Raw genomic sequence first — 23,404 nt, forward strand, 5'->3', positions numbered from 1 at the left:
AGAAATTCGCCATAAAAAAATGGCAATAAACAAACCGGCAATCCGATACATAATACGCCTTTTTTACTCCAAAATAACAGTGAATACTTTAAGGAGGTTATGTTAATGCAAAACCAGCAGCAAAATTTCACGGACACGACCCAACTGCCCCCGCAGCAGCATTATGGCGGACATGACATGTTTGATGGCCATGAGGTGCTATCGGCACTGACAGGCGCTATGGATAAATGTGTTCTTCACGAGCAGCATATTCAGGACCCGGAATTGCAGACAATGTCACAAAAGCACCGGGCTTTCTGCAATCAACTTTACAATACCATCGTTGATACGTATCAATCGGGACAGGACCCGGCTGTTGACACCCAATCCTATAAGATGGATCAGAACAATACTGTCACCTATGGTATGCAGCCTGGAGCTCAGCCGTCAACACCAATTCAAACGGCCAGTGAAATCAATGATGAAAAGATTTCCGGTTTCATGATGGACTCTCTGAAGTCAGCTGCAACAGCATTTACAAGTGCTTCACTGGAAATGACCAACCCAGTTATGCGCCGTGTGCTGGCAGACAGTGTTCCGAACTTAATTGAAATGGCCTATGAAGTATTCCTATATCAAAACAAAAACCAATATTATCAAGTGCCTCAACTGCAGCAGCAGGACATGCAGGCATTCCAGCAAAGCTATGCACCAAGCCAGGGCACAATGCCGCATTAACTCAGGGCAAAGATCAAAAGAAGAAGGAATCGGCGAAACAGCCGATTCCTTCTTCTTTTAATATGGGACAGGATGCCTGCACTTTATCCCTCCACCCAATACTCTGTTCCTATTAGTCGAGCAGGCGGTTGTTTTCGTCGACTGTCATGACGCGGGCTGAGCGGGAGATATCTTCTATATCGCGAGTGCCGTCGCCGTGGCAGACACTGCATTGATACTGCCATCCTTCATCATCGGAAAGCAGGCCTGTGCCTTCACAGGCTCTGCACATATCATCGCGGACCATGTTTCACCCTCCTAACTGCTGTCGATCTTTTGCCCAATTAATGATGCCGCCTTTGAGCATGATTTCAATTTGTCGATCGGAAAGACTGTGTCTGACTTTAATTTGTTCATTTTTATCTTTCACATCAATTAAAAATTCATTCCCCGCCTGAATTTTATTTCGTAAGTCAGTCAGCTGCAGAACATCACCAGAAGCGAGCAAATCATAGTCTTCTTCGTTCACAAATGTCAGTGGCAGTACACCGAAGTTCACAAGGTTTTGCCAATGAATCCGGGCAAAATCTTTTACCAGCGCTGCCCGTAGACCTAAATATCTTGGCGCAAGTGCCGCATGCTCACGGCTGGAACCCTGGCCGTAGTTAAATCCGCCGACAATTGCATGACCGCCGTCTTCAACGGTTGCCTTTCCGCGCTTATAATACGTCTCGTCAATAATCTCAAACGTAAACTTGCTGATCTCCGGCAAATTACTCCGGTATGGCAGTACACGGGCACCGCCAGCCAGAATCTCATCAGTCGAGATGTTATCGGACATTTTTAACAGTATCGGAAGTTCCATTTTATCGGGCATTTCGTCCATTTTAGGAATGGAGGCAATATTTGGACCCTTATTCAACTTAACCTCTTTTGCCTGTTCATATGACAATGGCTCATCCAGCAGATCCATATTTGTTGTGCGTTTCGGCTCTTTAATCTTTGGGTAATCGGCTTCTATTGTACGCGGATCGGTTATGACACCAGTTAAAGCAGAAGCTGCAGCCGTTTCCGGACTGCACAAAAAGACACTGTCTTCCCGCGTCCCGGAACGCCCTGGAAAATTCCGCGGTGTCGTCCGCAAGCTGTTTCGCCCTGTCGCCGGTGCCTGGCCCATGCCAATACAGCCATTGCACCCCGCCTGGTGCATCCGCCCGCCGGCTTGAAGGAGGCTTGCAACATGGCTTTCTTTTACTAAGTCAGTCAGCATTTGACGCGATGTCGGGTTAATATCAAATGACACGCCATCAGCGACCCGCTGCCCGCCAACCATTTCTGCTGCAATGGCAAAGTCACGATAGCCCGGGTTAGCAGACGAACCAATATAAGACTGGTAGATCGGTTTACCCGCCAATTCTCTGACAGGCACAACATTACCCGGACTCGATGGCTTGGCAATCAGCGGTTCCAATTCGGATAAGTCAACTTCTTCTAAAACGTCATAGGTTGCGTCTTTATCTGCTTTCAGTTCAATCCAGTCATCTTCACGGTCCTGTACTTTCAAAAATCGCTTCACTTCTTTATCGGATGGAAAAACAGTACCTGTTGCCCCCAGCTCGGCACCCATATTCGCGATGACGTGACGGTCCATTGCGCTTAGATTCTCAACCCCCGGGCCAAAATACTCCATCACAAACCCAACACCGCCTTTAACATCATGCCGGCGCAGCAATTCAAGAATGACATCCTTGGCACTGACCCAGTCTGGCAGCTCCCCCGTTAATTTAATGCCCCACACTTTCGGCATCTTGACATAAAACGGCTCTCCCGCAATCGCCATTGCGACATCTATCCCGCCTGCACCCATGGCAAGCATACCCATACAGCCATTGGCACACGTATGACTGTCAGATCCAAGCAGTGTTTTTCCCGGCTTAGCCAGCCGCTGCATATGTACGGGATGGCTCACACCGTTGCCCGGCCTTGAGTAATGCAGTCCAAAGCGACGTGTTGCACTTTCCAGAAACAAATGGTCATCAGGGTTCTTGCTGTCTTCCTGAATCAAGTTGTGATCGACATATTGTGCTGATGCTTCGGTCTTCGCTCTGTCAAGCTCCATTGCCTCAAGCTCAAGCATGACCAGTGTGCCGGTCGCATCCTGAGTCAATGTTTGATCAATTTTGAGTCCGACCTCTTCCCCCGGCGTCATTTCACCGGTAACAAGATGGTCCTTTATCAATTTCTGGGTGATATTCAGCGCCATTTAAAATCCTCCTGTCAAATCCGTTTCCATTTGATATTTATACACAAGTATACTTTCCTAGTATATGAAAAAACCGTATAATTATTAGCATACATACGGTGAATCTTTTAAGGTTCCTTCACGTATTAGTTATTAACACTGTAAAAAGGGGATGGGCTGAATGAATAATCATGAAATCGATTTTGAACTCCACGGAGATGACATGCAATTTGTAGAAGTTGAACTCGACCCGCAGGAAACGGTTATTGCTGAGGCCGGCAGCTTAATGATGATGGATGAGGAAATCCAGATGGAAACCATTTTCGGTGACGGGTCGTCCAATCAGGGAAGCGGCCTGATGGGGAAACTTATTGGAGCGGGAAAACGTGTTATTACCGGTGAAAGCCTTTTTATGACGACATTCACAAATTCCGGTACCGGCAAAAAACACGTCTCATTCGCATCCCCTTACCCGGGCAAAATCATGCCGATGGATTTAAGCGAACTTGATGGAAAAATCATTTGTCAAAAAGACGCTTTCCTTGCTGCTGCCAAAGGCGTTTCGGTGGGCGTTGAATTTCAGAAAAAAGTAGGAGCAGGTTTCTTCGGCGGTGAAGGGTTTATCATGCAAAAGCTTGAAGGTGACGGCATGGCATTTATTCACGCCGGCGGAACGATGCATAAAAAAGAACTCGCACCAGGCGAAACACTGCGGGTTGATACCGGATGTCTCGTCGCGATGACACAGGATATCAATTACGATGTTTCATTCGTCGGCGGTGTCAAAACAGCTTTATTCGGTGGTGAAGGGCTGTTTTTTGCAACATTGCGCGGGCCCGGATCCGTTTGGGTCCAATCACTTCCATTCAGCCGTCTGGCAAGCCGCGTGTTCGCATCAGCACCTCAGGAAGGCGGAAGAGACAAAGGTGAAGGAAGCGTTGCCGGCGGATTATACAACCTCTTTGGTGGTGACCGGCGCTAAATTTTGGATCGTGCGCACATCTTTACATGAGGGATAACTTCGGTATGACTGCACATACTACCCGCGAAGCCATTTTAATTAAGGTGGGTGGATTGTATGGGAAGAGATGAACATCGTACAAGTCGACGCGGCAGAGCCCGTCTGGCACAAACACCGAAATATGCGAAAACGGACAGCAAAGCAGTTGAGTTTTCCGAAGAATTTGGTGACCACCATGATAAAATTGCTCAAGTGAGAAGACGCGCAGCTGAAAAGCGTGTTAAAAATAAGAAGGTCTAAACCGAGTGCCCCCGACCCCCTGGGGCACTTTTCTTTTTGCCTCAAGTATTTTAGTGATATAAAATAAACATATCAATTTCCCAAAAAGAAGGTGGCAGCATGACAAAAAAGAATGTAGATGACTATTTGACAGAAGGGATATACGGTTCCCGACAAACAAAACGATCTGAACGAAAACAATTTCTTGGCACCATCCGAGAGCGCATTGTGATTGCGCTAACCAAGGGGCAAGTCATGTCAGACAAAGGACTGGCACACCTCGAACAAGCAATGAAAGAAAATAAAGACGCAAAATTGCTGATGAACGGCGATGTTTCACATAAATTTTTAAAAGAGGAAAAAGAACTTGCCGACAAATATAATATTCCTTATACAGAAGTCACCAACGAGGAAGCTGATACTGATATAGGCGCCGTCCTCGCATATGACTATGCAATTGAAAAAGAGGAAATATTTATTGAAGACGATCAGGTGGAGGAAAAACAGCCTGAAGATGATTCGATTTTCTCCAAAATCAAAAGGTGGCTTAGTTAGGAGCTCCACTCCGTTGCCATTTTCGGGCCAACATATATTTCTTCCGTTATGAAAACTGCGTGAACAATAGACAAGGCTGTTTCACGAATAAGATTTTCTCAGTCACGTAAAATAAGGGCTGGAGGTGTCTGTTATGACGCAGCAATATCTTTGCCCCAATTGCAAAACGAATCGTTCACGGTTCAATATTATCGAACAAGTTGCAAAACCGGTGAAACTGGACCCTCAGACCGGGGCGTTATTAAATGATTATACCGATAGCCAGCCGGAAGTTTTTCATATTAACTACTCAGGTCCGGAATTTAAAATCCAATGTGGTTCATGCGGGCTGGTGGAAGATGAGCTGACGTTTGTGAAATTCGCCGAGCATGACCGCAATCGCCAATAACAATGTAATAGCTCAATATTTGCGCTTCGGCCATTTCATACCGAAGCGTTTTTGTATAGAAAATTTTTGATATCTGTTCAGCAAATGATACGTGTAAACAATAACATTGATATGTTAAAAAATTCTTGATTAATACTTATTTTTTGATTTTGCATCCCTTTAAGAAGTAACTTTGTTGACAGTCCCTTTAAAGATGACGATTTCCACTGGTAAATAGCATTTTTCTTTGGTTTTAGCTCAACTAATTCGCAGTTGCCGCCTGCCATATAGCATGATATAGTGTAACCAAACTAAGCAGTACTTAGAGGAGGTGAAAAAATTGGAAGCGATTCTGCAGCAATTAATAAATGAAATGAAGGCTATCAAAATTAACATGGCGACGAAAGAAGACATCCAGCGCCTTGAAGAAAAAATAGATAATAATGCAATAAAAATAGATAACAATGCAACTAAAATAGATAATAATACAGCAAAAATAGATAACAATGCAGCTAAAATTGATCGTAATTACAGCCAGATTAATCGTAATTTCAACCAGATTGCAGCGAATTCAGAAAAGCTTCAGGAGCTATCAAAAATCAGTCAACGACAGGATAAATCGATGGAAACTCTTGCCTTGCGCTCAATTGAACATGAAACAAAGCTAAGGGATTTATAAAGCTTTTCCCCCACGTCCCATATCAAAACAGCCTTACACATATTACTACCATCCATTCTTAATCCACTATTCATAAAACAAAAAAGCACCTCCTTTTCTTTACATACCGAAAACGGTTTCATATAATAGGTTATACATGCAATCTACAAGGAGGGGCAGAATATGGGAGAAATCAAGGAAGGAACCCTATTATGGGAACCGACTGAACAGCGAAAAGAACAATCAAAAATCTATGAATATATGAAATGGTTAAATGAACATAAAAATCTGCAATTTAACGACTACCATTCGCTTTGGAAATGGTCTGTCGATGAACTGGAAGACTTTTGGGCATCAATTTGGGAATACTTCGATATTCAGGCGGAAGAGCCTTATGAAACGGTGCTGACATCACACCAAATGCCCGGAGCGAAATGGTTCCCGGAAGCCACCATCAACTATACTGAACATATTTTCAGGGACAGGGACAATGATAAGCCCGCCATTATCCATTCGTCGGAATTACGCGGTACTGAGGAAATCACATGGGAGAAACTTTATCAGGATACTGCCGGTATGCAAAAAACGCTGCAAAACCTTGGCGTTGAAAAAGGCGACCGAGTCGTAGCTTATGTTGCCAATATTTATGAAACGATCGTGTCATTTCTTGCAACCGCAAGTCTCGGAGCCATCTGGTCGAGCGCCTCACCGGATTTTGGCACCCAAAGTGTTATTGACCGGTTTAAACAGATTGAGCCGAAAGTGATGGTGACCGTTGACGGTTATCGTTACGGCGGAAAAGATTTTGATCGGATTGATGTCGTTGAAAATATTCAGTCGGAGCTTCCAACGCTCGAAGCGACGATTGCCATACCTTATTTAAACGACCAGCCGGATACAAGCCGAATGAAAAATGCGACACTATGGGAAGAGGCGGTTGCTGAGACAGGAACGCTGACATACACATATGTGAACTTCAACGATCCGCTTTGGGTATTGTTCTCATCAGGTACCACCGGCCGACCGAAGCCAATCGTCCAAAGTCAGGGCGGCATTTTGCTTGAACACCTTAAAACGCTTACCTTTCATGCAGACTTGGGTAAAGGTGACCGCTTTTTCTGGTTCACGACGACCGGCTGGATGATGTGGAACTTCCTTGTCGGCGGGTTATTAACCGGCAGCACCATTATTTTATATGATGGCAATCCGGCATATCCCGACAAACGTATGCTATGGAAATTTGCGCAGGATACAAAAATGAACGTATTTGGAACGAGTGCAAGCTATATTACAGCGTGCATGAAAGATGAAAATTTAAAACCAGGTGAGGAATTCGATTTGAGCAATCTCGAAAGCATCAGTTCAACCGGTTCGCCGCTCCCGCCGGAAGGGTTCCAATGGTGTTACGACAATGTGAAAGAGGATCTTTGGATTGCCTCGGCAAGCGGCGGTACCGATGTCTGCACAGCATTTATATTAGGGGCTCCAATTTTGCCTGTACACGCAGGCGAACTCCAATGCCGCGGCCTCGGTGCAAAAATAGAAAGCTTTGATGACAATGCCAAACCGCATATTGAAGAAGTCGGCGAACTTGTTTTAACGGAGCCATTCCCATCCATGCCGATTTATTTCTGGAATGATCCGGACGGCAGCAGACTTCATGACAGTTATTTCGATGTGTTTCCGGGTATCTGGCGGCACGGCGATTATCTGAAAATCACTGACCGGCATACGTGCGTCATTTACGGACGTTCTGATGCAACCATCAATCGCGGCGGAATCAGGATCGGCACAAGTGAAATTTATCGCGCTGTTGATCATGTCAGTGAAGTCAGTGACAGCTTGATTGTTGATGTTCCAAAAGGCAAGGGCGAATCATATACGCCTTTATTCGTCTTAATGAAAGAAGGCGAAGAATTGACTGACGAGATCAAACAGACAATTAAAAAAGAAATCAAAACACATTGCTCGCCGCGTCATGTACCAAGCGGGATTTACGAAGCACCGGCCCTTCCAAAAACATTGAACGGCAAAAAGCTGGAAATACCAATTAAAAAGATATTGATGGGCAAACCGGTTGAGGAAGTCGTCAACAAAGGTTCGCTGAGCAATCAGGATTCACTCAACTACTTTATCCGGTTTGCAAACGACCAATCCAAAACAAAGTCCTGAAGAAGTGAATATGTAAAAAATGTAAATTCACCGCTGTGAAAGAGGATGCCTTTTACTGGCATCCTCTATTTACACCGGATATTACCTACTATTTTCTCGTTTTTTAAAAAGTGACCAAATCGACATGAAAAATAAAATGATCAAAAGTACAGCAGAGATTACCGCCACTGTAGTCGTAACGATGGACTTGTGGTTTATAATCATATAAAAATTTACCAGCAGAAGTACTGTAATAAGTACAGGGAAAACATATGAACCGATCTTCTTATGTTGCAGTTTCAATTCCATCAAGACTCACCTCGTCATAACATGGATGTTTTTAATAATTGAAAGCGCTTAAGTACCAAGGCTAAATAATTGTTTACCCCTAGTGTAGTCTATTCCCAGTTTATAGATAGACTACACATCCATATTTGATTTTTGAGTGACATCCTGATCAAAAGGTTATAAAAAAATAACACAGAGGGAGTTCATTCAAATGCCCTACGCCCCGTTTAAAACCCGTATTTTTGCTTTTTTATTAGACTATCTCATCATCGCTGCATACGGTATTTTTGTTGTGGGTTCTATTTCTTTCCTCTTCCCAACGTATATAACCCCTTTGTTTTTCAGGTCTCCAGCAATAGCGGAGGTGACAGGTTTTGTTATGATAACATTGCCGGTTTCACTGTACTTTATTTTATGCGAATCCTCTAAATGGCAGGGCACATGGGGGAAAGTGAAATTGGGAATACGGGTTGTCAATAAGGCGGGGGATCGTATTGAAATCAGCCGCTCAGTTTTCCGAACAGCTTTCAAGTTTCTTCCCTGGGAAGCGGCTCATTTTGCCATTTGGCGATTAATCCTGCCAAATGACTTTCCTGATGTTGCTGTCTTTGTCACCCTGATCGCCAGCAATATGGCGATTCTAATCTACCTCATTTCCCCACTTACTCATAAAAGCAGACGAAATGTGTATGACTGGGCAGCAGGAACAAAAGTCGTCCGTCCAGAAACGAAGCGGTAGACGGCAATCCAAGTCATAAAACGGTTCATTTTGACGGCCTCGTCCAAAACAAACTTATGATATCAGTCCAATAACTATTTTTATAGTCAACTTGCAAGCCGGAATTTCGCACAATCTCCAGCATATCCCGGTCACAATGACAGCCGGCAGCTTTTTTGAATAATGGATCAACTGCTTTCTGCGTAATAGAAAGCACAGGGTTTGAACTGAGGCCGTGTTCCATTAATAAAATAGTTCCCTCTTCATGACACCACTCATTAAAACGTTTCAATACACCTGTCGGGTTTGGATAACCGCACATTGTGAGTGTCGATACAATATAGTCAAACGAGCTGGCTTCAAAATCGAGCGATTCAACATCCTCTTGCAGAAAGTCCGCATTAATTTGGCAGTCTGCAGCACGTTCCCTGGCGCTCTTAATCATTTCCGGACTGAAATCGACAGCTGTTACATGAACTTTTTCCTTGTCGTAATAAGGAAAGTTCGCACCGATGCCGACTCCCACCTCCAGAACATTCCCCGATACGTTCGCCAATAAATGCCGCCTCCATCGATCAAAGAACCGATTATTGCAGACACCTTTATACATATTAACGTGCTTATCGTATTTTCTGATTAGCTTCTCTTTCCGCATTTGATTCCCAACTTTCACTGGTTATTTCAAACGTATCGCTTTACGTTTTAAGTGAGCCATCGCTTAACAGGTGGTCTGTCCAATTATACAATTCACATTCCCAGCCGCTCTCACATTTCAGAAGTGAAGTTAATGATGTATTCAAAAGGGAATCATTCAAACCTGCTTCAGGACTGAGTTCCTGGAGAAGATGTTTAATGAAACTGCCATGACTGACGATTAATATATTTTTATTTGAATGGTTTTTACTGAGCTCGTCAATGAAATTCATACCCCTGGAAATGATACTGGCATGCGATTCAAATTGCATATCGAGCTCACGCCACCGCGGCCCCCATTCTCGAATGCGCTCCTGTTCTGTGGTCCCTTCAATCAGGCCGCAGTCCACTTCACGAAGCCTTGAATCCAAACACAGTTCTGTTTCCAGCTTTCCATTTATAATTTCTGCCGTTTGAGCTGCGCGCTTTAAGTCACTGGCATAGACAATATCCCATACACCCCGTTCCATTCGTTCTGCCAAAAGACGGGCTTGATTAAGGCCTTCTTCATCAAGTGGAATATCGGTTCTCCCTTGTGCTCTTCCTTCCTTATTCCACTGTGTTACACCGTGCCGGACAAATCCCAGTTTATTCATCAGAGACATTCACTCCCCATTAATACTTATTTCAGATATTATCATAACATTGATCGCTCCTTTTTGGATGCCTGCCAATTATTCTGCTGAGATAAAACTGCATCAATCATCCGTCAAGCCTTCTCTCCAATCACTTTTTCCTGAGTCGCTAAGCTCACAAGCAAATAAGCAAAGAACGACACGACTACCGGCATAACGACTGAGTGAAGACCAAATGGCTGAGGAAAAAAGGAATCCGATAGAATATACAGACCAACACCAGTTATCATCGAAGCAATTGCCCCGTATTTATTACCCTTTTGCCAATATAAACCCATGACAATCGGCCAAATAAATGCTGCTTCTAGCCCACCAAAAGCAAATAAATTCAGCCAAATAATTAAATCCGGCGGGTTTAACGCCATTACAAAGACAATGACACCAAGGATTGCGGTCACCCCTATACTGAGACGCTTCACGCGCTGGTGTGACGCGTTGGGCTCCACATAGTTCAAATAAACATCTTTTACGATCGATGAACTCACCAATAGCAGCAATGAATCAACCGTCGACATAATCGCCGCCATCGGGGCAGCCAATACAATACCAGCAAGCCAATTTGGCAGCACTTCCAAGGCGATCAGCGGCATCACTTTGTCACCGACTTTAATATCCGGCAAAATCGGGCGGGCAAACACACCGATCAAATGCATATTTAACATGATGACGCCAACGACGATGGTGCCGATAATAATCGCACGGTGCATCGAGCGGGAATCTTTATAAGACATTGCCCTTACCGTAATCTGCGGCAAAGCTACAACGCCCACACCGACCAGAATCCAGAAAGATGACACAAAAGCCGGTGTCAGCGTCCCCTCTGCACCATATGGTGTAATCAAATTGGGGTTCTCAGCAGAAAGATCTGACATGATATTGGAAATACCGCCGCCTGCAACAATCGTCGCAATCAGTAATATGAGTGTCCCGACAAACATAATTGTCCCCTGAATCGAATCTGTTAGCGCCACTGCCCGAAAACCGCCAATAATAACATAGATAAGCACTAATATTGCAAAAATGAACAGCGCCGTTATGTAAGGTATGCCGATAAGTGACTCAATTAAACGTGCTCCGCCAATCCACTGAGCGGCCATAGCGGAAAATAAAAAGATAATGATGCTGAATGCCGAAATAAGGACGACCCATTTTGATCGATAACGCTCTTTTAAAAAATCTACCATCGTCAAAGCGTTGTATTTCCGCGTCACAATCGCAAACTTTTTACCAAGCACCATTAATACAAAATAACCTGTCGACACTTGTGTCATCGCCAGAAGCACCCAGCCCATCCCCTCTGTATACGCAGTTCCGGGGCCGCCTATGAAGCTGCTGGCACTGCCGTATGTAGCTGTCATTGTCATAGCCAGGACAAATCCGCCCAGACTTCGCCCGCCAAGAAAATAATCCTGCATAAACGTGTTGGACGATTTTATGTATTTACCTGCCCACACTCCAGTACCGAATATAATTAAAATAACACCAATTAACGGAACTAATGCTTGCCAATTCATTTTTCTTCTCCCTCTTCATCAAATGAAACTTCGACAAACCACTTTTTTACTGCAACAATCACGAGTACTGCCATGACCACAAATCCAAGCACACAGCTGTAAAAAAACCAGGCAGGCAGACCAAAGATATACGTGTACTCTGATGGATCCTTTCCACCAAGTCCATAAGCAAACGCAAACCACCATACAAAGTTAAAAATGACCAGGCCAACGCCAATCAGTGCTTCACGATTGGCTATTTTGTAGCGTGGATCATTTTTCTCCGTATTTTCGCCCTGCATTCTATCATCTCCATGCACGTTAATCATCACAATCTAATATTTAACCACCATTTTCTCTGTTTAATATAACATAATCCGACACATTATAAATATTTAAAAAATTTAATCATCATTTTTTATGTGAAAGGCTCTTTTCGTAACCTTTGTTGCTTTCAAAACTTCACAGTTTCCATAAACTGCGACGTAGTGCTTGTTGATTTCCGTTCCAGGCAGTCGCTTTCCGCGGGCAACGCCTCAGCCTCCTCGGAAGAAAACCGCTTCCTGCGGGGTCTTCAGCTGTTGCTTTTCCCGCTGGAGTCGACTGCCTTCCACTCCAATCAACATTCACACGTGAGATTTAATTAAGTACCAAAAATTGCGATTGAGAAGCACAAACACCAGCGTAGGAAATACACGGACACTTCTGCGGGTCGGCTAAAGTCGGTCACGTCCTGTGACCAACGCCGACACTAGAACATCCTGTTCGTCGAAGCAAAGGCATAGGTGAGACACTGAAGTGCGCCAGCACGAAGGGGCTCACCAGCCGCCCGCGAAAAGCGGAGTGTATTTCCGGAGCGGTGGCATAGCACTTACTGAAGAATTTTCACTGGTTCGCAGTTTACATCCATTACGAAGCAGTAAATAACTATTATGAAAGCAGCCATGTAAAAAAAGAGCAGCTAAAAAAAGCCGCTCGAACGCTTAACATTATTCTGTTGTGACTGGTTCAGCCGGCGTTTTTCGTGCAAGACACATGATGCCGGCAATCAGGTAGAATACGCCTCCGAATATGAGGCCACCGAGTGTAGCGAGCGTACTGACAGCTGCTGTTACGATTAATATAATGCCAGCAGCTTTCGGTTTTTTATTACCTTTCAGAAATACAATCGAAAGAATACCCAAAATTACACCAATAACAGAAAGAATGATCAAAAACCAGCCGCCGCCCTGGAAAATGCCGAGCGCAGCTTCCATGTCACCTTGAGCCAATTCCGGCTGTTGCTGCTGAATTTCCTGACTTGCTTCATTCCAAATTGCTTCATTGTTAAAAAACCAGACCATAATTGCGCCCATCGCCCCGAAAAAGGCATAAACGAGTGCACCGATAACTGTTAATACAATTTCCCCTGTTCTGCTCATTTAAGTTCCTCCTCACTTGCATCTGCATGATTATATGCGACGTGTCGAATGAATTATTCAACGCCTCTGTATTTTACTAATTGTACCATAAAACCGTCCAATTTTTCTTTTTTAAGATGCATAATCCAGTATCCCTATTCGTACATTGTTTGATATACTATTTATATGCCCAGCCTCAGGACCTTAAAGGAGTGTCGTTATATGCACAACAAGGAAGTTGATCAATTCATAATTAACTCTCCCGAAAACATCCAAGACATTATCAGACAGCTGAGAAAGTTGATTTTTGAAACATCACCAAACATAACAGAAGAAATGAAATGGGGAAAGCCCTGTTACATTGAAAATGGGTTGGTATGTTATCTGCAGACAGCCAAACAGCATGTCAATCTCGGATTCTACTTTGGAGCCCACCTGAAAGATAAGGATAATCTTCTTCAAGGCAGCGGTAAAAAAATGCGCCATATCCGTGTAAACCAATTAAACGATATTCAACCCGAGCAATTTTCAGCACTTATACGTGAAGCCATCGAACTGGAAACGTAACCATCCCCTTCTGACCATTTTCATTACCTCTAACCCATTTGGAATTTTATAAAAATCATGACAAGTTTGTAATCCTCTGTTACACTGATTATAAATGAACAATATAATAGTATCACTACTAGGGGTGCCCAAAAGTCGCGGGCTGAGAGGAAAGGCGTTTTATTTACTTTCCGACTCTTACGGACCTGATCTGGTTAACACCAGCGTAGGGAAGTAGTCTGACGGAATTGATTTCAGAGCTTTCAAGCCAGGTCCAGTATGTGGGTCTGGCTTTTTTGATGACATTTTCGCCCCTAATGAAAGGAGGCTTAAAAATGAACCGCACACGTCTGCTTACAACGATGGCTGTGTTTGTAGCCATCGGAACCTTGGGCGCACAACTCTTATGGTTCCCTGCAGGCGTCGCCAGAGCCTATCCTGTCCAGCACGCCGTCAATGTCATGGCTGCTGTCACTTTGGGGCCCGGGCCCGCTGTCGGCATTGCCTTTATGATTGGGCTGTTGCGTAACATGCTTGGTCTGGGAACATTGCTTGCATTCCCCGGCGGCATGGTCGGCGCTTTCCTTGCCGGCTGGCTTTACCGGCTCACAAATAGGAAGGGGCTCGCAGCGCTCGGGGAAGCAATCGGAACTGGTATTATAGGGGCCCTATTCGCAGTCCCATTTGCACGAATTCTGCTGGGCAGTTCAGCCGGTGCATTTTTCTTTATACCGTCATTTCTCGTCAGCAGTATATCTGGGGCATTAATCGGCTGGTTTGTCGTCTCGAAAGTCAACCAGGTCAATTTACTGGAAAATCGCATATAAGGAGGTTTTACAATGGAGCAAGTACCTGCAGCATTAACAATAGCCGGAACCGACCCAAGCGGTGGCGCGGGGGTTCAGGCTGACCTTAAAACGTTTCAGGAATTAAAAACGTACGGCATGTCAGTTATTACATCTGTGGTTGCCCAGAATACAACTGGCGTTCAGGATCTCACGCATATGTCCGTTCCGATGATTAAGCAGCAATTGGATTCGGTTATTTCCGATATTCCCTTTCAGGCATTCAAAACAGGGATGCTGGCCAATATTGAGATTATGGATGCCGTTGCCGAGAAAATTTCCAAATTGGACATCCCTTTTATTATGGACCCGGTTATGGTAACCACAAGCGGGCATACGTTAATCGCCGAAGATTCCCGCACATTTCTGCGTGAGAGCCTCTTGCCGATGACAGCGTTGGTTACGCCGAATATACCGGAGGCAGAAGTGATTACCGGCCAAACATTAAAAACACCCGAAGACATGCAGGCAGCAGCTAAGCAAATTGTGCATGAATTCGGTGCAGGGGCCGCGCTTGTGAAAGGCGGTCATATGAAAGGTGAAGCAGTCGACTTTTTATACGATGGCAAGACGTTGCATACGTTCTCAACCGAGCGTATCGATACGACAAACACACACGGGACGGGATGTACCTATTCAGCAGCCATCACAGCTTATATGAGTCACGGTTACACGCTGCCGGATGCCGTCCGTATGGCAAAAGACTTTATCACCTCAGCTATCCGTTACTCATTTGACATCGGACAAGGGAGCGGTCCGACCAATCAATGGGCACATCGAATGAAAGGAGTGACGTAAATGAATCAATCAATTATTCAAGAAGCACGAAAAACGATGCCACTCATCCATCACCTGACCAATCAGGTTGTCATGAACTTCTCAGCCAATGGTCTGTTAGCTTTCGGTGCTGCCCCCGTTATGGCGAAAGCGGAAGAAGAAGCACGTGACATGGCTTCGAATGCCGATGGTGTTCTGCTTAATATCGGAACACTCACATCTGATGAACTTTCAGCGATGATCCGCGCAGGCGTCGCAGCAAATGAAAAAGGGATTCCGGTTGTTATTGATCCTGTGGGTGTAGCAGCAACGCCATTCCGGACTGAAGCTGTTAAACAAATCCTCAATAACGTACGGCCTACTGCGATAAAAGGAAATGCCGGCGAACTTGCACGTCTTGTTGACATCCCCTGGGAAATGAAAGGTGTTGATTCACTCGGTGACGGTAACGCTGATGCAATTGCCGCCAAAGTGGCAGAAACGTATCAGACGTCTGCGATTGTCACAGGAAAAACAGATGCCATTTGTGTTGACGGTGATATTTTACACAATGATACCGGCCATCCGCTTTTAGGCAAAATTACCGGTGCCGGCTGTCTGCTTGGTTCGGTATTAACTGCGTGCCTGACAACAAACAACACTATCGGAGATCAGGCATCAACTGCGCTTGAATTTTACGGGCTGGCCGCTGAACATGCTGCCAATAAGGCAGATGTTAACGGTCCGGGCACATTTCTTCCCCATTTTATCGATGCATTATCACGTGAGCCAGCCGAACTGGAAAGGACTTAATGTATGAATCTGAGAAAGTATTTTATCATGGGGAGTCAGAATTGTGACCGTAAGCCCGAGGATATCCTGGAAGAAGCAGCAAAAGCCGGAATTACAGCATTTCAATTTCGGGAAAAAGGGGAAGGTTCTTTAACCGGAAAGGAAAAATTGGCATTGGGACAGCGGCTGCGTGATATTTGCGCCCGTCATAACGTGCTGTTTTTTGTAAATGATGATCTTGACCTAGTGGAGCCACTGGAAGCTGACGGGCTTCACATCGGGCAGGATGACATGCCGCTTGAAAAAGCACGGGAAATCTATCCTGATAAGAAAATCGGCTTATCGGTATCAAACCAGGCTGAGGTTGACAACAGTCCTGTCCATTTGGCTGATTACCTTGGAGCGGGATCGGTCTTTGCCACCTCATCCAAGGACGATGCCGAACAAGCGGTTGGACTTGAATGGATTAAAAGCTTGAGACAGCAGTATCCCGACATCCCGATTGTTGGTATCGGCGGGATTACTGAGAAAAATGCGGCTTCGGTTATCAAGGCTGGCGCTGATGGGGTTGCAGTTATTTCGGCCATAACAAAAACGGACAACATCGAAAGAGCTGTTAAAAGTCTGTCTTAGGCATTCCTAATTTATTTTGCCTCGACAATTTGATTTTAGCAGGCGGTGATTTTGCAGAATTTGTGAACTTCGGGGTTTTGAGTGTGAACTTCGGGAAAAATTATATGAACTTCGGGACTTTGAGGGTGGACTTCGGGAAAATTACGATGGGCTTCGGGATTTCCGCTAAAAAACCGCTTTTGTACGCTCCACCTAATCCAGCCCAATTAAACGGCCACCCAGGTGGCCGTTTGACCATTTTTGAGATTAAGCCTTATCCCGCTCTGCATACTCTGCCATAGCATCACGCATGAACACTGCCAGTCCATCACCGTACTTATCAATGTTTTTCGTAAAGCGCTCGTCATCGACATACAACTGCCCGAGCCCTTTAAAAGCCTCAAGTGAGTAATCACCAATCTTGTTCAGGTAGTCGTACCAGACTTCAATGGCAGCTTGTGCGTCGTCCGAGTCAGGTGCTTGATCCCGTATGGCTGCAAGGCTTCGATAAATTCGATCAAATTCGTCGCTCATTTCTTTTTGTTCATCGTTTGACCTCTGTTGAATTTTAGCATTAGATTTATCAACGGCTTTATCACCCCACCGTTCACGCGCTTCCTGTTCATATGGATTATGACTGAGATCGAACCCTTCAAATTTTTCCTTATCATTCATTTCAATCTCTCCTTTCGTATGCCGGATCGTTTTATCAATTGTCGCAATCATATTGTCGAGACGGGAACGTTCTTCCTGCAACATGTTGCGCTGAACCCGCAATGCTTCTTCTCTGTTGAATGATGGATCATTGATAATCTCCTTTATCCTTTTCAAAGGGAAACCCAGCTGTTTAAAAAACAGAATCTGCTGTAACTTTTCCAAATCGGTTTTTGAATATAGCCGATAGCCTGATTGAGTCGTCTCGGGTTTTAACAGACCAATCTCATCGTAATGATGCAGCGTGCGTACGCTGATACCTGCTAATTCTGCCGCTTCTTTTACTTTCATTCGTCTACCCCCCTTAATTGTTACTGTAAAGTATTACGTAACGTTAAAGTCAATAGGATCGCAAAAATTTAACCCTAAAGATAGAAAAGGACAACATTATCCCTATCAAACGCCCATACAACTATAGACGAATAGCCATATGCTAAAGCGTAATATGATTAAGGAGGAAATAGCATATGAATCATAATCAGCCACCCTATGGCGATGCGAGAATATTTAACCTGCCGTGGTTTCAGGACGGCGGACCGGGGTCAGTCCCCCCATTTGGCGGGCCATTCGGACAGCCTGGTGGCGGACCGCCCTCAGGTTTTCCGGGAGGACAGCAGCAAGTAAGCGCACCTTCATCCCCGCCGCCTTCTTTCACACCACAACAGCCACAAACCCAGCAAGCACAAGGAGGCTTCGGCGTATTTGCAGTCGACCCAGGAGCAATCCAAGGATGCTTATTTCGATTTACCTATATTTGGCTAAGATGGGATTCGTTCTGGTTTTTTCCAATCTTTATCGGCAGACGCTCGATTGCAGGGTTCAGATGGCAGCGGAACAGATGGGTATACTACGGTGTCGACTTGGATAATATACAGTCCTTCCAATGCTATTAAGGTGCTTGCTGCAAAGCTTACCGCCCCTTCCCCATCATTATCAAAACTAAGCAATAACAAAAAAGCCACCATTCGAAGTATGAAAGGTGGCTTCTATCAGTCATTTTTTATATCTTCAACAATCGTCTCAACTTCATTTCTGGAAATCTTTTCGCGGCCTTCTTTTAACGCCTTCAATGTGCGCTTAGCCAATGCAAGCGGGATCCGGCAAAACAGCTTTATCGTCCGGGTATGAAGGTCTTCCATATACTTATCGGCCATTGCCAGATTTTTTTCAGTGTAGCCAAACAAATCTTCCTGTGTCCATCCATCCGGTACAAAACTGACACCGCGCTCTTTGTCTTCATCCTGGTTCCGCAAAACGTTAACAGCCTGAAGTCCGCGTCCATAACCAACCGCAAGTTCCCGGTCGGTCTCTGTACCGTCATACCATTCCCAGATATCAGAAAGCATAACCCCGACAAGACCGGCTACATAATAGGTATAATCATCCAGATCAGCTTCATCCCTGATATACCATCCCTTTTCTGCCCAGTCAGCCATTCCGGATGCCATAATAGCCGTTGACTCTTTTACCTTATCAACAATGCCATCAGGACAAAGGCGAACCCAATCACCAAGCCGTCGTGACACTTCGGGTAAAATCGCTTCATAAGGTCGCACTAATTCGTAATATGCTCGCTTATCAAATCTGGCCTGTTTCAATAAATCGCTTGTAGAGCGGAGCAAATGTTGTTTTGTTTCCGAATCCAACTTTTCATGGTCCTCTATTTCATCAACTGCCCGCATGCATAGATAGGCCGAGCCCACCGTCTGATCCAGCGGAGACTTCAGCAGTGTAATCGGTATGTAAAACGTGCGGCTTGTCTGTTTCAATATGTTATTTGCATCTCTTTGCAGCTTTTTCGCTTCACTCAACGGTGACGCCTCCCTCAATCGTATTTATATTATAACAAAAATACACACGAAATAATATGACAACATTCGAACAAAAAGGAAGCTGGGACAAAAGGTTTAAAAGTAAAGGAAAAGACGAACGATTATTAGGAAAGGAAGCGGGATACACCGCTCCGGAAATATGCTTCGCTTTCCGCGGGCGGCTGGTGAGCCAACTCGTGCCAAGGCACTTCCTTGTCTCACCTATGCCTCTCTTCCCGCAGGAGTCTCCGCATGTTTCCTCCGCTAACCTTAATTATCGTTCGTCTTTTATATCTGATATATAAGTTATGTCCCAGCCTAATCTACTTTTTATGATCAATTTTAATTGGTCTTCCTCTTCTCGGCCGCTCCCACATAAGTCCCTGTTCGAGCGCCATTTTCCTGGCAATCTGCGGTGCATTCCACAATGGTGGCAGCAGCAGTAACGAAACTGGAACAGCCGTTATGACAATCGAATTTTGGATAGCAGAAATACTGCCCTCTCCAATCGTCAAAATCACCATCGTTGTGCCGCCAAATATCAGCGCCCAAAAGACGCGCAGCCAACGTGCAGGATGGTCATTTCCTGTCAAGGTCACAGAGACGGTATACGACATCGTATCCGTGGTTGTTGCCACAAATACAATTGAAATCAAAAGAAAAGCCACTGCCATCACCGTACCAAAGGGCAGCTGATCCATAATCGCCATGACCGCTGCAGGCATCCCTGCTTCATTCAACGCACCTGAAATGGATCCAGGGTTTTCCATTTCATAGAACACGCCGGTTCCACCGATAACCGAAAACCAGAAATTCGTCACGAGCGGGGCGACAATCGACACGGCAATTATCAATTCACGGATTGTTCTGCCGCGCGAAATCCGGCTGATAAATATAATCAGCATCGGACCGTAGCCAATGAACCAGCCCCAGAAAAAGATGGTCCAGGCCCCAAGCCACGTATTATCACCACGGTAAAAATTCATTGCAAAGAAATTTTGTAAATACGTGCCGGTTCCGCCAACAAATGCATCAATGAGAAATAACGTCGGCCCAATCAGAAGTATAATACCGCCTAATACAAACGTCATGCCGACATTAACCCGGCTCAACAGCAGAATTCCGCGATCGACCCCCGTTGCAGCGGATATCGCAGCAATGACAGCCAGCACCACTACTACCAGAATACTGACAGTAACCGTATTCGGGATGTTAAACAAATGATTAAGGCCGTACGATATCTGCAGACCGAGAAAGCCTAACGGTCCGAGGGTTCCGGCCGCTGTTGCAATAATGGAAAAGATATCAGCTGCGGACCCGAGTACACTTTTATGAAAGATTTTTTCCCCGAATATTGGGTACAGCAGTGCCCGCGGCCGCATTGGATAGCCTTTGCTGTAGTGCACATACATCATGACAATGACAGCAAGGGTCCCAAGAATTGCCCACGCCAGAAAGCCCCAATGCATAAACGACTGCGCAAAAGCAGCCCAAATATTATCGAATTCACCACCGCCAAACAGCGGAGGTGATGTCATGTAGTGATACATCGGTTCAGAGGCAGCCCAGAAGACGCCGCCACTGGCCAGAAGTGTCACAAGTATCATCGCCACCCAGCGATAATAACTATACTTCGGTTTATCCATTTTTCCCAATCGTACTCTGCCATATCGTGAAAAAGCTAAATAAATACCAATTGCAAAATTACCAAACAGCAATACCTGCCAATAGGCTCCAAACAAATCCGCGGAGTAATCAAATAATCGCGTGATCCACTCACCAACTGCTTCACTGTTCAAAAACGATAATACGATAAACAAGATTAAAAAACCGCCACTGACGGCAAAAACGGTCCAGTCCGTTTTAAATTTTCCTTTTCCCTGCAAAATTTGCCTCCATTTTTTGGAGCAAGTGTCTTAGCTGTTATGATTGACCGTTGGGTGGAAAATGATTATCCTTTGCTCGAACCATTTATCTGCTCTATCTCTCTAAAAACCACCAGCTTGCTCATGTTTTTATTTTAAACATAGTTTGTAATTATAGTTTCGTTGAAAGGAATCGTCAACAAAAAATGATTGCCCTGTTTTGCATATATTCCCCGCTTTTAGCGACATTAATCCTCAACTGTCAGCATTACGATACTAAAACCTGTTTCGCCTCAACGCCCCAAGTGGTTTCACTGTCCGACTTCTGCTAAAATGACCGTAGATACAAAACGGAGGAATTCAAATGAAAATTTACGTTGATGCCGATGCTTGTCCGGTTAAAAAAACGATTATATCCGTCGCACGGGAACTCAATGTGCCGGTCGTGCTCGTGAAGAGCTTCTCCCATTTTTCACATGACGATGAACAGCCCGGCGTGGAGACAGTTTATGTTGATACAGGCGCTGAAGCTGCGGATTACCGGATCATGCAACTTGCTGACCCGGGGGATATCATCGTAACCCAGGATTACGGTCTTGCTTCACTCGGCCTTTCCAAAAGATGCATTGTGCTGCATCATAAAGGTTTTACATACACGAATCAGAATATCGACCATCTGCTGCAGACGCGTTACATGAATGCAATGGCGCGCAAAAGCGGGAAGCGGACAAGAGGGCCGAAAGCGTTCAGCCATGAGGATGAAATGAAATTTCGCGATCTGTTCCGGAAAACACTTGAGGACGCACGCTAGTCTATTCCATACACAGAAGTTAATTGCAACTGCTTGCAGCTGAACAAACAACACAACCAGTAAAGCCCCTTGAAACGGTGAAACCGCTTCAAAGGGAAGTGGCTAATATTTTCTGATTGTAAAATTATCCTGGAGCACCGGCCAATTTTGCGGGAATGGTGTACCCAGCGCCCAATAGCTGACACCTCTTAAGCCATATTCCTTCACGGTGTCGTATTTTGCCTGCATGCTGCGCGCATCTTCAAACCATACTTCATGTTCCTGACCGCTTTCATCGCTATAGCGGAAAAATGGCGACTGGTACGTTTCGTTATACTGGATGGACACACCATTCGCTGCTGCCAGCTGGACCGCTTCTTTCGGACTTACTGTACTGGCAAAGGTCCCTTCTACCCAAGGGATCTCCCAATCACGGCCGTACAGCGGCACACCCATAAGGATTTTATCACGCGGTATGACGGTTACCGCGTAATCGAGTACATCTCTTACCTTGTTTATCGGTGCAATCGCCCATGGCTCGCCGCCTGCCCAGCCCCATTCATATGTCATTAACACAACAAAATCAACAATCTCCCCATGTGCCGCATAGTCATGTGCTTCATACAACAAACCCACCTGGTCCGCCGTTTCTTTTGGTGCCAAAGCCGTGGAAACGAGGAAACCTTCCGGGCGGAGTCGTGCTACGACAAGCCGCAGGAATTGATTGTAGTTCTCGCGGTCCTCAGGATAAACATATTCAAAATCAAAATTCACCCCTGCATAGCCTTTTGCACGCATAATTTCAAGAAGGTCATTTATAAGCTGTTCCTGCGCTTCAGTGCTGCGGAGTACAGAAGCCGCTAAATCTGAGTTAAACTCATTTTGGGTAAAATTCGTCACGACCAATAAAGGGGCGATATTATTAGCTCTGGCTGCTTCAAGAACAGGCTGCTCCGGAAGTGTTGTGAGCGATCCATCTTCCGTTATGCTGTACATAAACGGCGACAGATATGTCAGATACTTCCCGAGGCGCATCACTTCAGGAACACCTTGTGCATCCACCCTTGTAATGTAGCCATTCACCTCGGTTAAAGGTTTTACCGGGGCGGGAATCCTTAACTGCTGTCCGGGAAAAATGAGCCCCGGCGGTTCGATATTATTGGCTGCTATAATCTGTTCCGGACTGACCCCGTACCACTGAGCAATCAGCCAAATATACTCACCAGCGCTGACGGTATGCGTGAAATAAGGATTTTGAAGTAATTGTCCGGCATAGATCAGTGACGGATCGGCAATATTATTGGCCGCTGCCAATTCCTGAACCGACACGCCAAACATTTGCGCTATTTGCCATAACGTATCACCTGGCTGGATAACATATTCACTACCAGGTTCAGGAATAACCAATGTCTGCCCGACCACGAGCAAGTCGGGGTTTTCCAGTTCATTCAACAAAACAATCTGACTAATCGCTGTCCCGTAATTTTGTGCTATTTGCCAAAGCGTCTCACCACTTTGCACGACATGTATCCGCATA

General features: G+C 45.2%; 26 protein-coding genes and 1 riboswitch. Of the genes, 15 read left to right on the forward strand and 11 right to left on the reverse strand.

The window, feature by feature from the left end; translation table 11 throughout:
• Window positions 1-105: 105 nt before the first annotated feature.
• Window positions 106-717, forward strand: coding sequence for a spore coat protein (locus BMZ22_RS12520; RefSeq protein WP_090086096.1), 612 nt, complete (start codon window positions 106-108; stop codon window positions 715-717).
• 112 nt (window positions 718-829) lie between these two features.
• Here BMZ22_RS12520 and BMZ22_RS16980 read toward each other — a convergent pair whose 3' ends face one another.
• A complete protein-coding gene (locus tag BMZ22_RS16980; protein ID WP_218144059.1) occupies window positions 830-988 on the reverse strand; it encodes a hypothetical protein in 159 nt (52 codons plus the stop codon).
• Window positions 989-1,006: 18 nt separating this feature from the next.
• Entirely contained in the window at window positions 1,007-2,959 is a 1,953-nt protein-coding gene (locus BMZ22_RS12525; RefSeq protein ID WP_090086099.1) for an aconitate hydratase, read from the reverse strand.
• A 160-nt stretch (window positions 2,960-3,119) separates the two neighbouring features.
• Between BMZ22_RS12525 and BMZ22_RS12530 the strand changes: the two genes are divergently transcribed.
• The 7 genes from BMZ22_RS12530 (at window position 3,120) to BMZ22_RS12565 (ending at window position 8,936) form a co-directional block, all read left to right on the forward strand.
• Complete coding sequence (locus tag BMZ22_RS12530; RefSeq protein ID WP_090086102.1) at window positions 3,120-3,920, forward strand: TIGR00266 family protein; 801 nt, start codon at window positions 3,120-3,122, stop codon at window positions 3,918-3,920.
• Window positions 3,921-4,016: 96 nt separating this feature from the next.
• Complete coding sequence (locus BMZ22_RS12535; RefSeq protein WP_090086104.1) at window positions 4,017-4,199, forward strand: YfhD family protein; 183 nt, start codon at window positions 4,017-4,019, stop codon at window positions 4,197-4,199.
• 99 nt (window positions 4,200-4,298) lie between these two features.
• Window positions 4,299-4,733 (forward strand): YueI family protein, encoded by a 435-nt coding sequence (locus BMZ22_RS12540; RefSeq protein ID WP_090086107.1) that lies wholly within the window; start codon window positions 4,299-4,301, stop codon window positions 4,731-4,733.
• 133 nt (window positions 4,734-4,866) lie between these two features.
• Window positions 4,867-5,121, forward strand: coding sequence for a DNA alkylation repair protein (locus BMZ22_RS12545; protein WP_090086110.1), 255 nt, complete (start codon window positions 4,867-4,869; stop codon window positions 5,119-5,121).
• Between the two features lie 319 nt (window positions 5,122-5,440).
• A complete protein-coding gene (locus BMZ22_RS12550) occupies window positions 5,441-5,779 on the forward strand; it encodes a hypothetical protein (protein ID WP_090086112.1) in 339 nt (112 codons plus the stop codon).
• A gap of 162 nt (window positions 5,780-5,941) precedes the next feature.
• The gene (locus tag BMZ22_RS12555) at window positions 5,942-7,930 is read left to right on the forward strand and encodes an acetoacetate--CoA ligase (RefSeq protein ID WP_090086114.1); all 1,989 of its coding nucleotides are present in this window, start codon (window positions 5,942-5,944) and stop codon (window positions 7,928-7,930) included.
• 478 nt (window positions 7,931-8,408) lie between these two features.
• Window positions 8,409-8,936: an RDD family protein gene (locus BMZ22_RS12565; RefSeq protein ID WP_090086118.1), complete on the forward strand. Its 528-nt coding sequence runs from the start codon at window positions 8,409-8,411 to the stop codon at window positions 8,934-8,936.
• A 25-nt stretch (window positions 8,937-8,961) separates the two neighbouring features.
• On the opposite strand, the gene BMZ22_RS12570 is transcribed toward BMZ22_RS12565, so the two are convergent.
• The 5 genes from BMZ22_RS12570 to BMZ22_RS12590 form a co-directional block, all read right to left on the reverse strand.
• Window positions 8,962-9,570 (reverse strand): class I SAM-dependent methyltransferase, encoded by a 609-nt coding sequence (locus BMZ22_RS12570; protein ID WP_090086121.1) that lies wholly within the window; start codon window positions 9,568-9,570, stop codon window positions 8,962-8,964.
• 40 nt (window positions 9,571-9,610) lie between these two features.
• Window positions 9,611-10,204: a histidine phosphatase family protein gene (locus BMZ22_RS12575; RefSeq protein WP_090086125.1), complete on the reverse strand. Its 594-nt coding sequence runs from the start codon at window positions 10,202-10,204 to the stop codon at window positions 9,611-9,613.
• A 113-nt stretch (window positions 10,205-10,317) separates the two neighbouring features.
• Complete coding sequence (panF, locus tag BMZ22_RS12580) at window positions 10,318-11,757, reverse strand: sodium/pantothenate symporter (protein ID WP_090086126.1); 1,440 nt, start codon at window positions 11,755-11,757, stop codon at window positions 10,318-10,320.
• A complete protein-coding gene (locus BMZ22_RS12585; RefSeq protein WP_090086128.1) occupies window positions 11,754-12,038 on the reverse strand; it encodes a YhdT family protein in 285 nt (94 codons plus the stop codon). The genes panF and BMZ22_RS12585 overlap by 4 nt, the downstream gene beginning before the upstream one ends.
• A gap of 687 nt (window positions 12,039-12,725) precedes the next feature.
• Window positions 12,726-13,157, reverse strand: coding sequence for a DUF4064 domain-containing protein (locus BMZ22_RS12590; protein ID WP_090086130.1), 432 nt, complete (start codon window positions 13,155-13,157; stop codon window positions 12,726-12,728).
• 201 nt (window positions 13,158-13,358) lie between these two features.
• Between BMZ22_RS12590 and BMZ22_RS12595 the strand changes: the two genes are divergently transcribed.
• The 5 genes from BMZ22_RS12595 (at window position 13,359) to thiE (ending at window position 16,708) form a co-directional block, all read left to right on the forward strand.
• Window positions 13,359-13,703, forward strand: a complete 345-nt coding sequence (locus tag BMZ22_RS12595; protein WP_090086133.1) for a DUF1801 domain-containing protein — start codon at window positions 13,359-13,361, stop codon at window positions 13,701-13,703.
• A gap of 110 nt (window positions 13,704-13,813) precedes the next feature.
• Window positions 13,814-13,932: riboswitch (TPP riboswitch) on the forward strand.
• A gap of 85 nt (window positions 13,933-14,017) precedes the next feature.
• On the forward strand, window positions 14,018-14,509 hold the full coding sequence (gene thiW, locus BMZ22_RS12600) for an energy coupling factor transporter S component ThiW (RefSeq protein WP_090086135.1): 492 nt from the start codon (window positions 14,018-14,020) through the stop codon (window positions 14,507-14,509).
• Between the two features lie 12 nt (window positions 14,510-14,521).
• Window positions 14,522-15,325, forward strand: coding sequence for a bifunctional hydroxymethylpyrimidine kinase/phosphomethylpyrimidine kinase (gene thiD / locus BMZ22_RS12605; RefSeq protein ID WP_090086137.1), 804 nt, complete (start codon window positions 14,522-14,524; stop codon window positions 15,323-15,325).
• Window positions 15,326-16,096: a hydroxyethylthiazole kinase gene (gene thiM, locus BMZ22_RS12610; protein ID WP_090086139.1), complete on the forward strand. Its 771-nt coding sequence runs from the start codon at window positions 15,326-15,328 to the stop codon at window positions 16,094-16,096.
• A gap of 3 nt (window positions 16,097-16,099) precedes the next feature.
• Window positions 16,100-16,708 carry a thiamine phosphate synthase gene (gene thiE, locus BMZ22_RS12615; RefSeq protein WP_090086141.1) on the forward strand — a complete coding sequence of 203 codons (609 nt, stop codon included), beginning with the start codon at window positions 16,100-16,102 and terminating at the stop codon, window positions 16,706-16,708.
• Between the two features lie 246 nt (window positions 16,709-16,954).
• Here thiE and BMZ22_RS12620 read toward each other — a convergent pair whose 3' ends face one another.
• A complete protein-coding gene (locus tag BMZ22_RS12620) occupies window positions 16,955-17,692 on the reverse strand; it encodes a MerR family transcriptional regulator (RefSeq protein WP_090086143.1) in 738 nt (245 codons plus the stop codon).
• A gap of 176 nt (window positions 17,693-17,868) precedes the next feature.
• On the opposite strand from BMZ22_RS12620, the gene BMZ22_RS12625 reads away from it, so the two are divergent.
• Window positions 17,869-18,294, forward strand: coding sequence for a hypothetical protein (locus BMZ22_RS12625; protein WP_090086146.1), 426 nt, complete (start codon window positions 17,869-17,871; stop codon window positions 18,292-18,294).
• A gap of 96 nt (window positions 18,295-18,390) precedes the next feature.
• Here BMZ22_RS12625 and BMZ22_RS12630 read toward each other — a convergent pair whose 3' ends face one another.
• Complete coding sequence (locus tag BMZ22_RS12630; protein WP_090086149.1) at window positions 18,391-19,212, reverse strand: squalene/phytoene synthase family protein; 822 nt, start codon at window positions 19,210-19,212, stop codon at window positions 18,391-18,393.
• A 323-nt stretch (window positions 19,213-19,535) separates the two neighbouring features.
• Window positions 19,536-21,098, reverse strand: a complete 1,563-nt coding sequence (locus tag BMZ22_RS12635; RefSeq protein ID WP_090086151.1) for a BCCT family transporter — start codon at window positions 21,096-21,098, stop codon at window positions 19,536-19,538.
• Window positions 21,099-21,441: 343 nt separating this feature from the next.
• On the opposite strand from BMZ22_RS12635, the gene BMZ22_RS12640 reads away from it, so the two are divergent.
• Window positions 21,442-21,888, forward strand: a complete 447-nt coding sequence (locus BMZ22_RS12640) for a YaiI/YqxD family protein (RefSeq protein WP_090086152.1) — start codon at window positions 21,442-21,444, stop codon at window positions 21,886-21,888.
• A 102-nt stretch (window positions 21,889-21,990) separates the two neighbouring features.
• Here BMZ22_RS12640 and BMZ22_RS12645 read toward each other — a convergent pair whose 3' ends face one another.
• A complete protein-coding gene (locus tag BMZ22_RS12645) occupies window positions 21,991-23,403 on the reverse strand; it encodes a LysM peptidoglycan-binding domain-containing protein (protein WP_090086154.1) in 1,413 nt (470 codons plus the stop codon).
• Window position 23,404 lies beyond the last annotated feature (1 nt).

Origin of the sequence: Lentibacillus persicus, from assembly GCF_900112705.1 — a bacterium.
Lineage (GTDB): Bacteria > Bacillota > Bacilli > Bacillales > Amphibacillaceae > Lentibacillus > Lentibacillus persicus.

What these genes read in the sequence shown, in the direction of transcription:
- BMZ22_RS12525 (WP_090086099.1), bottom strand. Translation starts at nt 2,959, where the DNA reads ATGGCGCTGAATATCACCCAGAAATTGATAAAGGACCATCTTGTTACC.
- BMZ22_RS12570 (WP_090086121.1), bottom strand. Translation starts at nt 9,570, where the DNA reads ATGCGGAAAGAGAAGCTAATCAGAAAATACGATAAGCACGTTAATATG.
- BMZ22_RS12520 (WP_090086096.1), top strand. Translation starts at nt 106, where the DNA reads ATGCAAAACCAGCAGCAAAATTTCACGGACACGACCCAACTGCCCCCG.
- BMZ22_RS12565 (WP_090086118.1), top strand. Translation starts at nt 8,409, where the DNA reads ATGCCCTACGCCCCGTTTAAAACCCGTATTTTTGCTTTTTTATTAGAC.
- BMZ22_RS12595 (WP_090086133.1), top strand. Translation starts at nt 13,359, where the DNA reads ATGCACAACAAGGAAGTTGATCAATTCATAATTAACTCTCCCGAAAAC.
- BMZ22_RS12585 (WP_090086128.1), bottom strand. Translation starts at nt 12,038, where the DNA reads ATGCAGGGCGAAAATACGGAGAAAAATGATCCACGCTACAAAATAGCC.
- panF (WP_090086126.1), bottom strand. Translation starts at nt 11,757, where the DNA reads ATGAATTGGCAAGCATTAGTTCCGTTAATTGGTGTTATTTTAATTATA.
- BMZ22_RS12575 (WP_090086125.1), bottom strand. Translation starts at nt 10,204, where the DNA reads ATGAATAAACTGGGATTTGTCCGGCACGGTGTAACACAGTGGAATAAG.
- BMZ22_RS12640 (WP_090086152.1), top strand. Translation starts at nt 21,442, where the DNA reads ATGAAAATTTACGTTGATGCCGATGCTTGTCCGGTTAAAAAAACGATT.
- BMZ22_RS12590 (WP_090086130.1), bottom strand. Translation starts at nt 13,157, where the DNA reads ATGAGCAGAACAGGGGAAATTGTATTAACAGTTATCGGTGCACTCGTT.
- BMZ22_RS12625 (WP_090086146.1), top strand. Translation starts at nt 17,869, where the DNA reads ATGAATCATAATCAGCCACCCTATGGCGATGCGAGAATATTTAACCTG.
- thiM (WP_090086139.1), top strand. Translation starts at nt 15,326, where the DNA reads ATGAATCAATCAATTATTCAAGAAGCACGAAAAACGATGCCACTCATC.
- BMZ22_RS12530 (WP_090086102.1), top strand. Translation starts at nt 3,120, where the DNA reads ATGAATAATCATGAAATCGATTTTGAACTCCACGGAGATGACATGCAA.
- BMZ22_RS12535 (WP_090086104.1), top strand. Translation starts at nt 4,017, where the DNA reads ATGGGAAGAGATGAACATCGTACAAGTCGACGCGGCAGAGCCCGTCTG.
- BMZ22_RS12645 (WP_090086154.1), bottom strand. Translation starts at nt 23,403, where the DNA reads ATGCGGATACATGTCGTGCAAAGTGGTGAGACGCTTTGGCAAATAGCA.
- thiW (WP_090086135.1), top strand. Translation starts at nt 14,018, where the DNA reads ATGAACCGCACACGTCTGCTTACAACGATGGCTGTGTTTGTAGCCATC.
- BMZ22_RS16980 (WP_218144059.1), bottom strand. Translation starts at nt 988, where the DNA reads ATGTGCAGAGCCTGTGAAGGCACAGGCCTGCTTTCCGATGATGAAGGA.
- BMZ22_RS12545 (WP_090086110.1), top strand. Translation starts at nt 4,867, where the DNA reads ATGACGCAGCAATATCTTTGCCCCAATTGCAAAACGAATCGTTCACGG.
- BMZ22_RS12540 (WP_090086107.1), top strand. Translation starts at nt 4,299, where the DNA reads ATGACAAAAAAGAATGTAGATGACTATTTGACAGAAGGGATATACGGT.
- thiD (WP_090086137.1), top strand. Translation starts at nt 14,522, where the DNA reads ATGGAGCAAGTACCTGCAGCATTAACAATAGCCGGAACCGACCCAAGC.
- thiE (WP_090086141.1), top strand. Translation starts at nt 16,100, where the DNA reads ATGAATCTGAGAAAGTATTTTATCATGGGGAGTCAGAATTGTGACCGT.
- BMZ22_RS12555 (WP_090086114.1), top strand. Translation starts at nt 5,942, where the DNA reads ATGGGAGAAATCAAGGAAGGAACCCTATTATGGGAACCGACTGAACAG.
- BMZ22_RS12620 (WP_090086143.1), bottom strand. Translation starts at nt 17,692, where the DNA reads ATGAAAGTAAAAGAAGCGGCAGAATTAGCAGGTATCAGCGTACGCACG.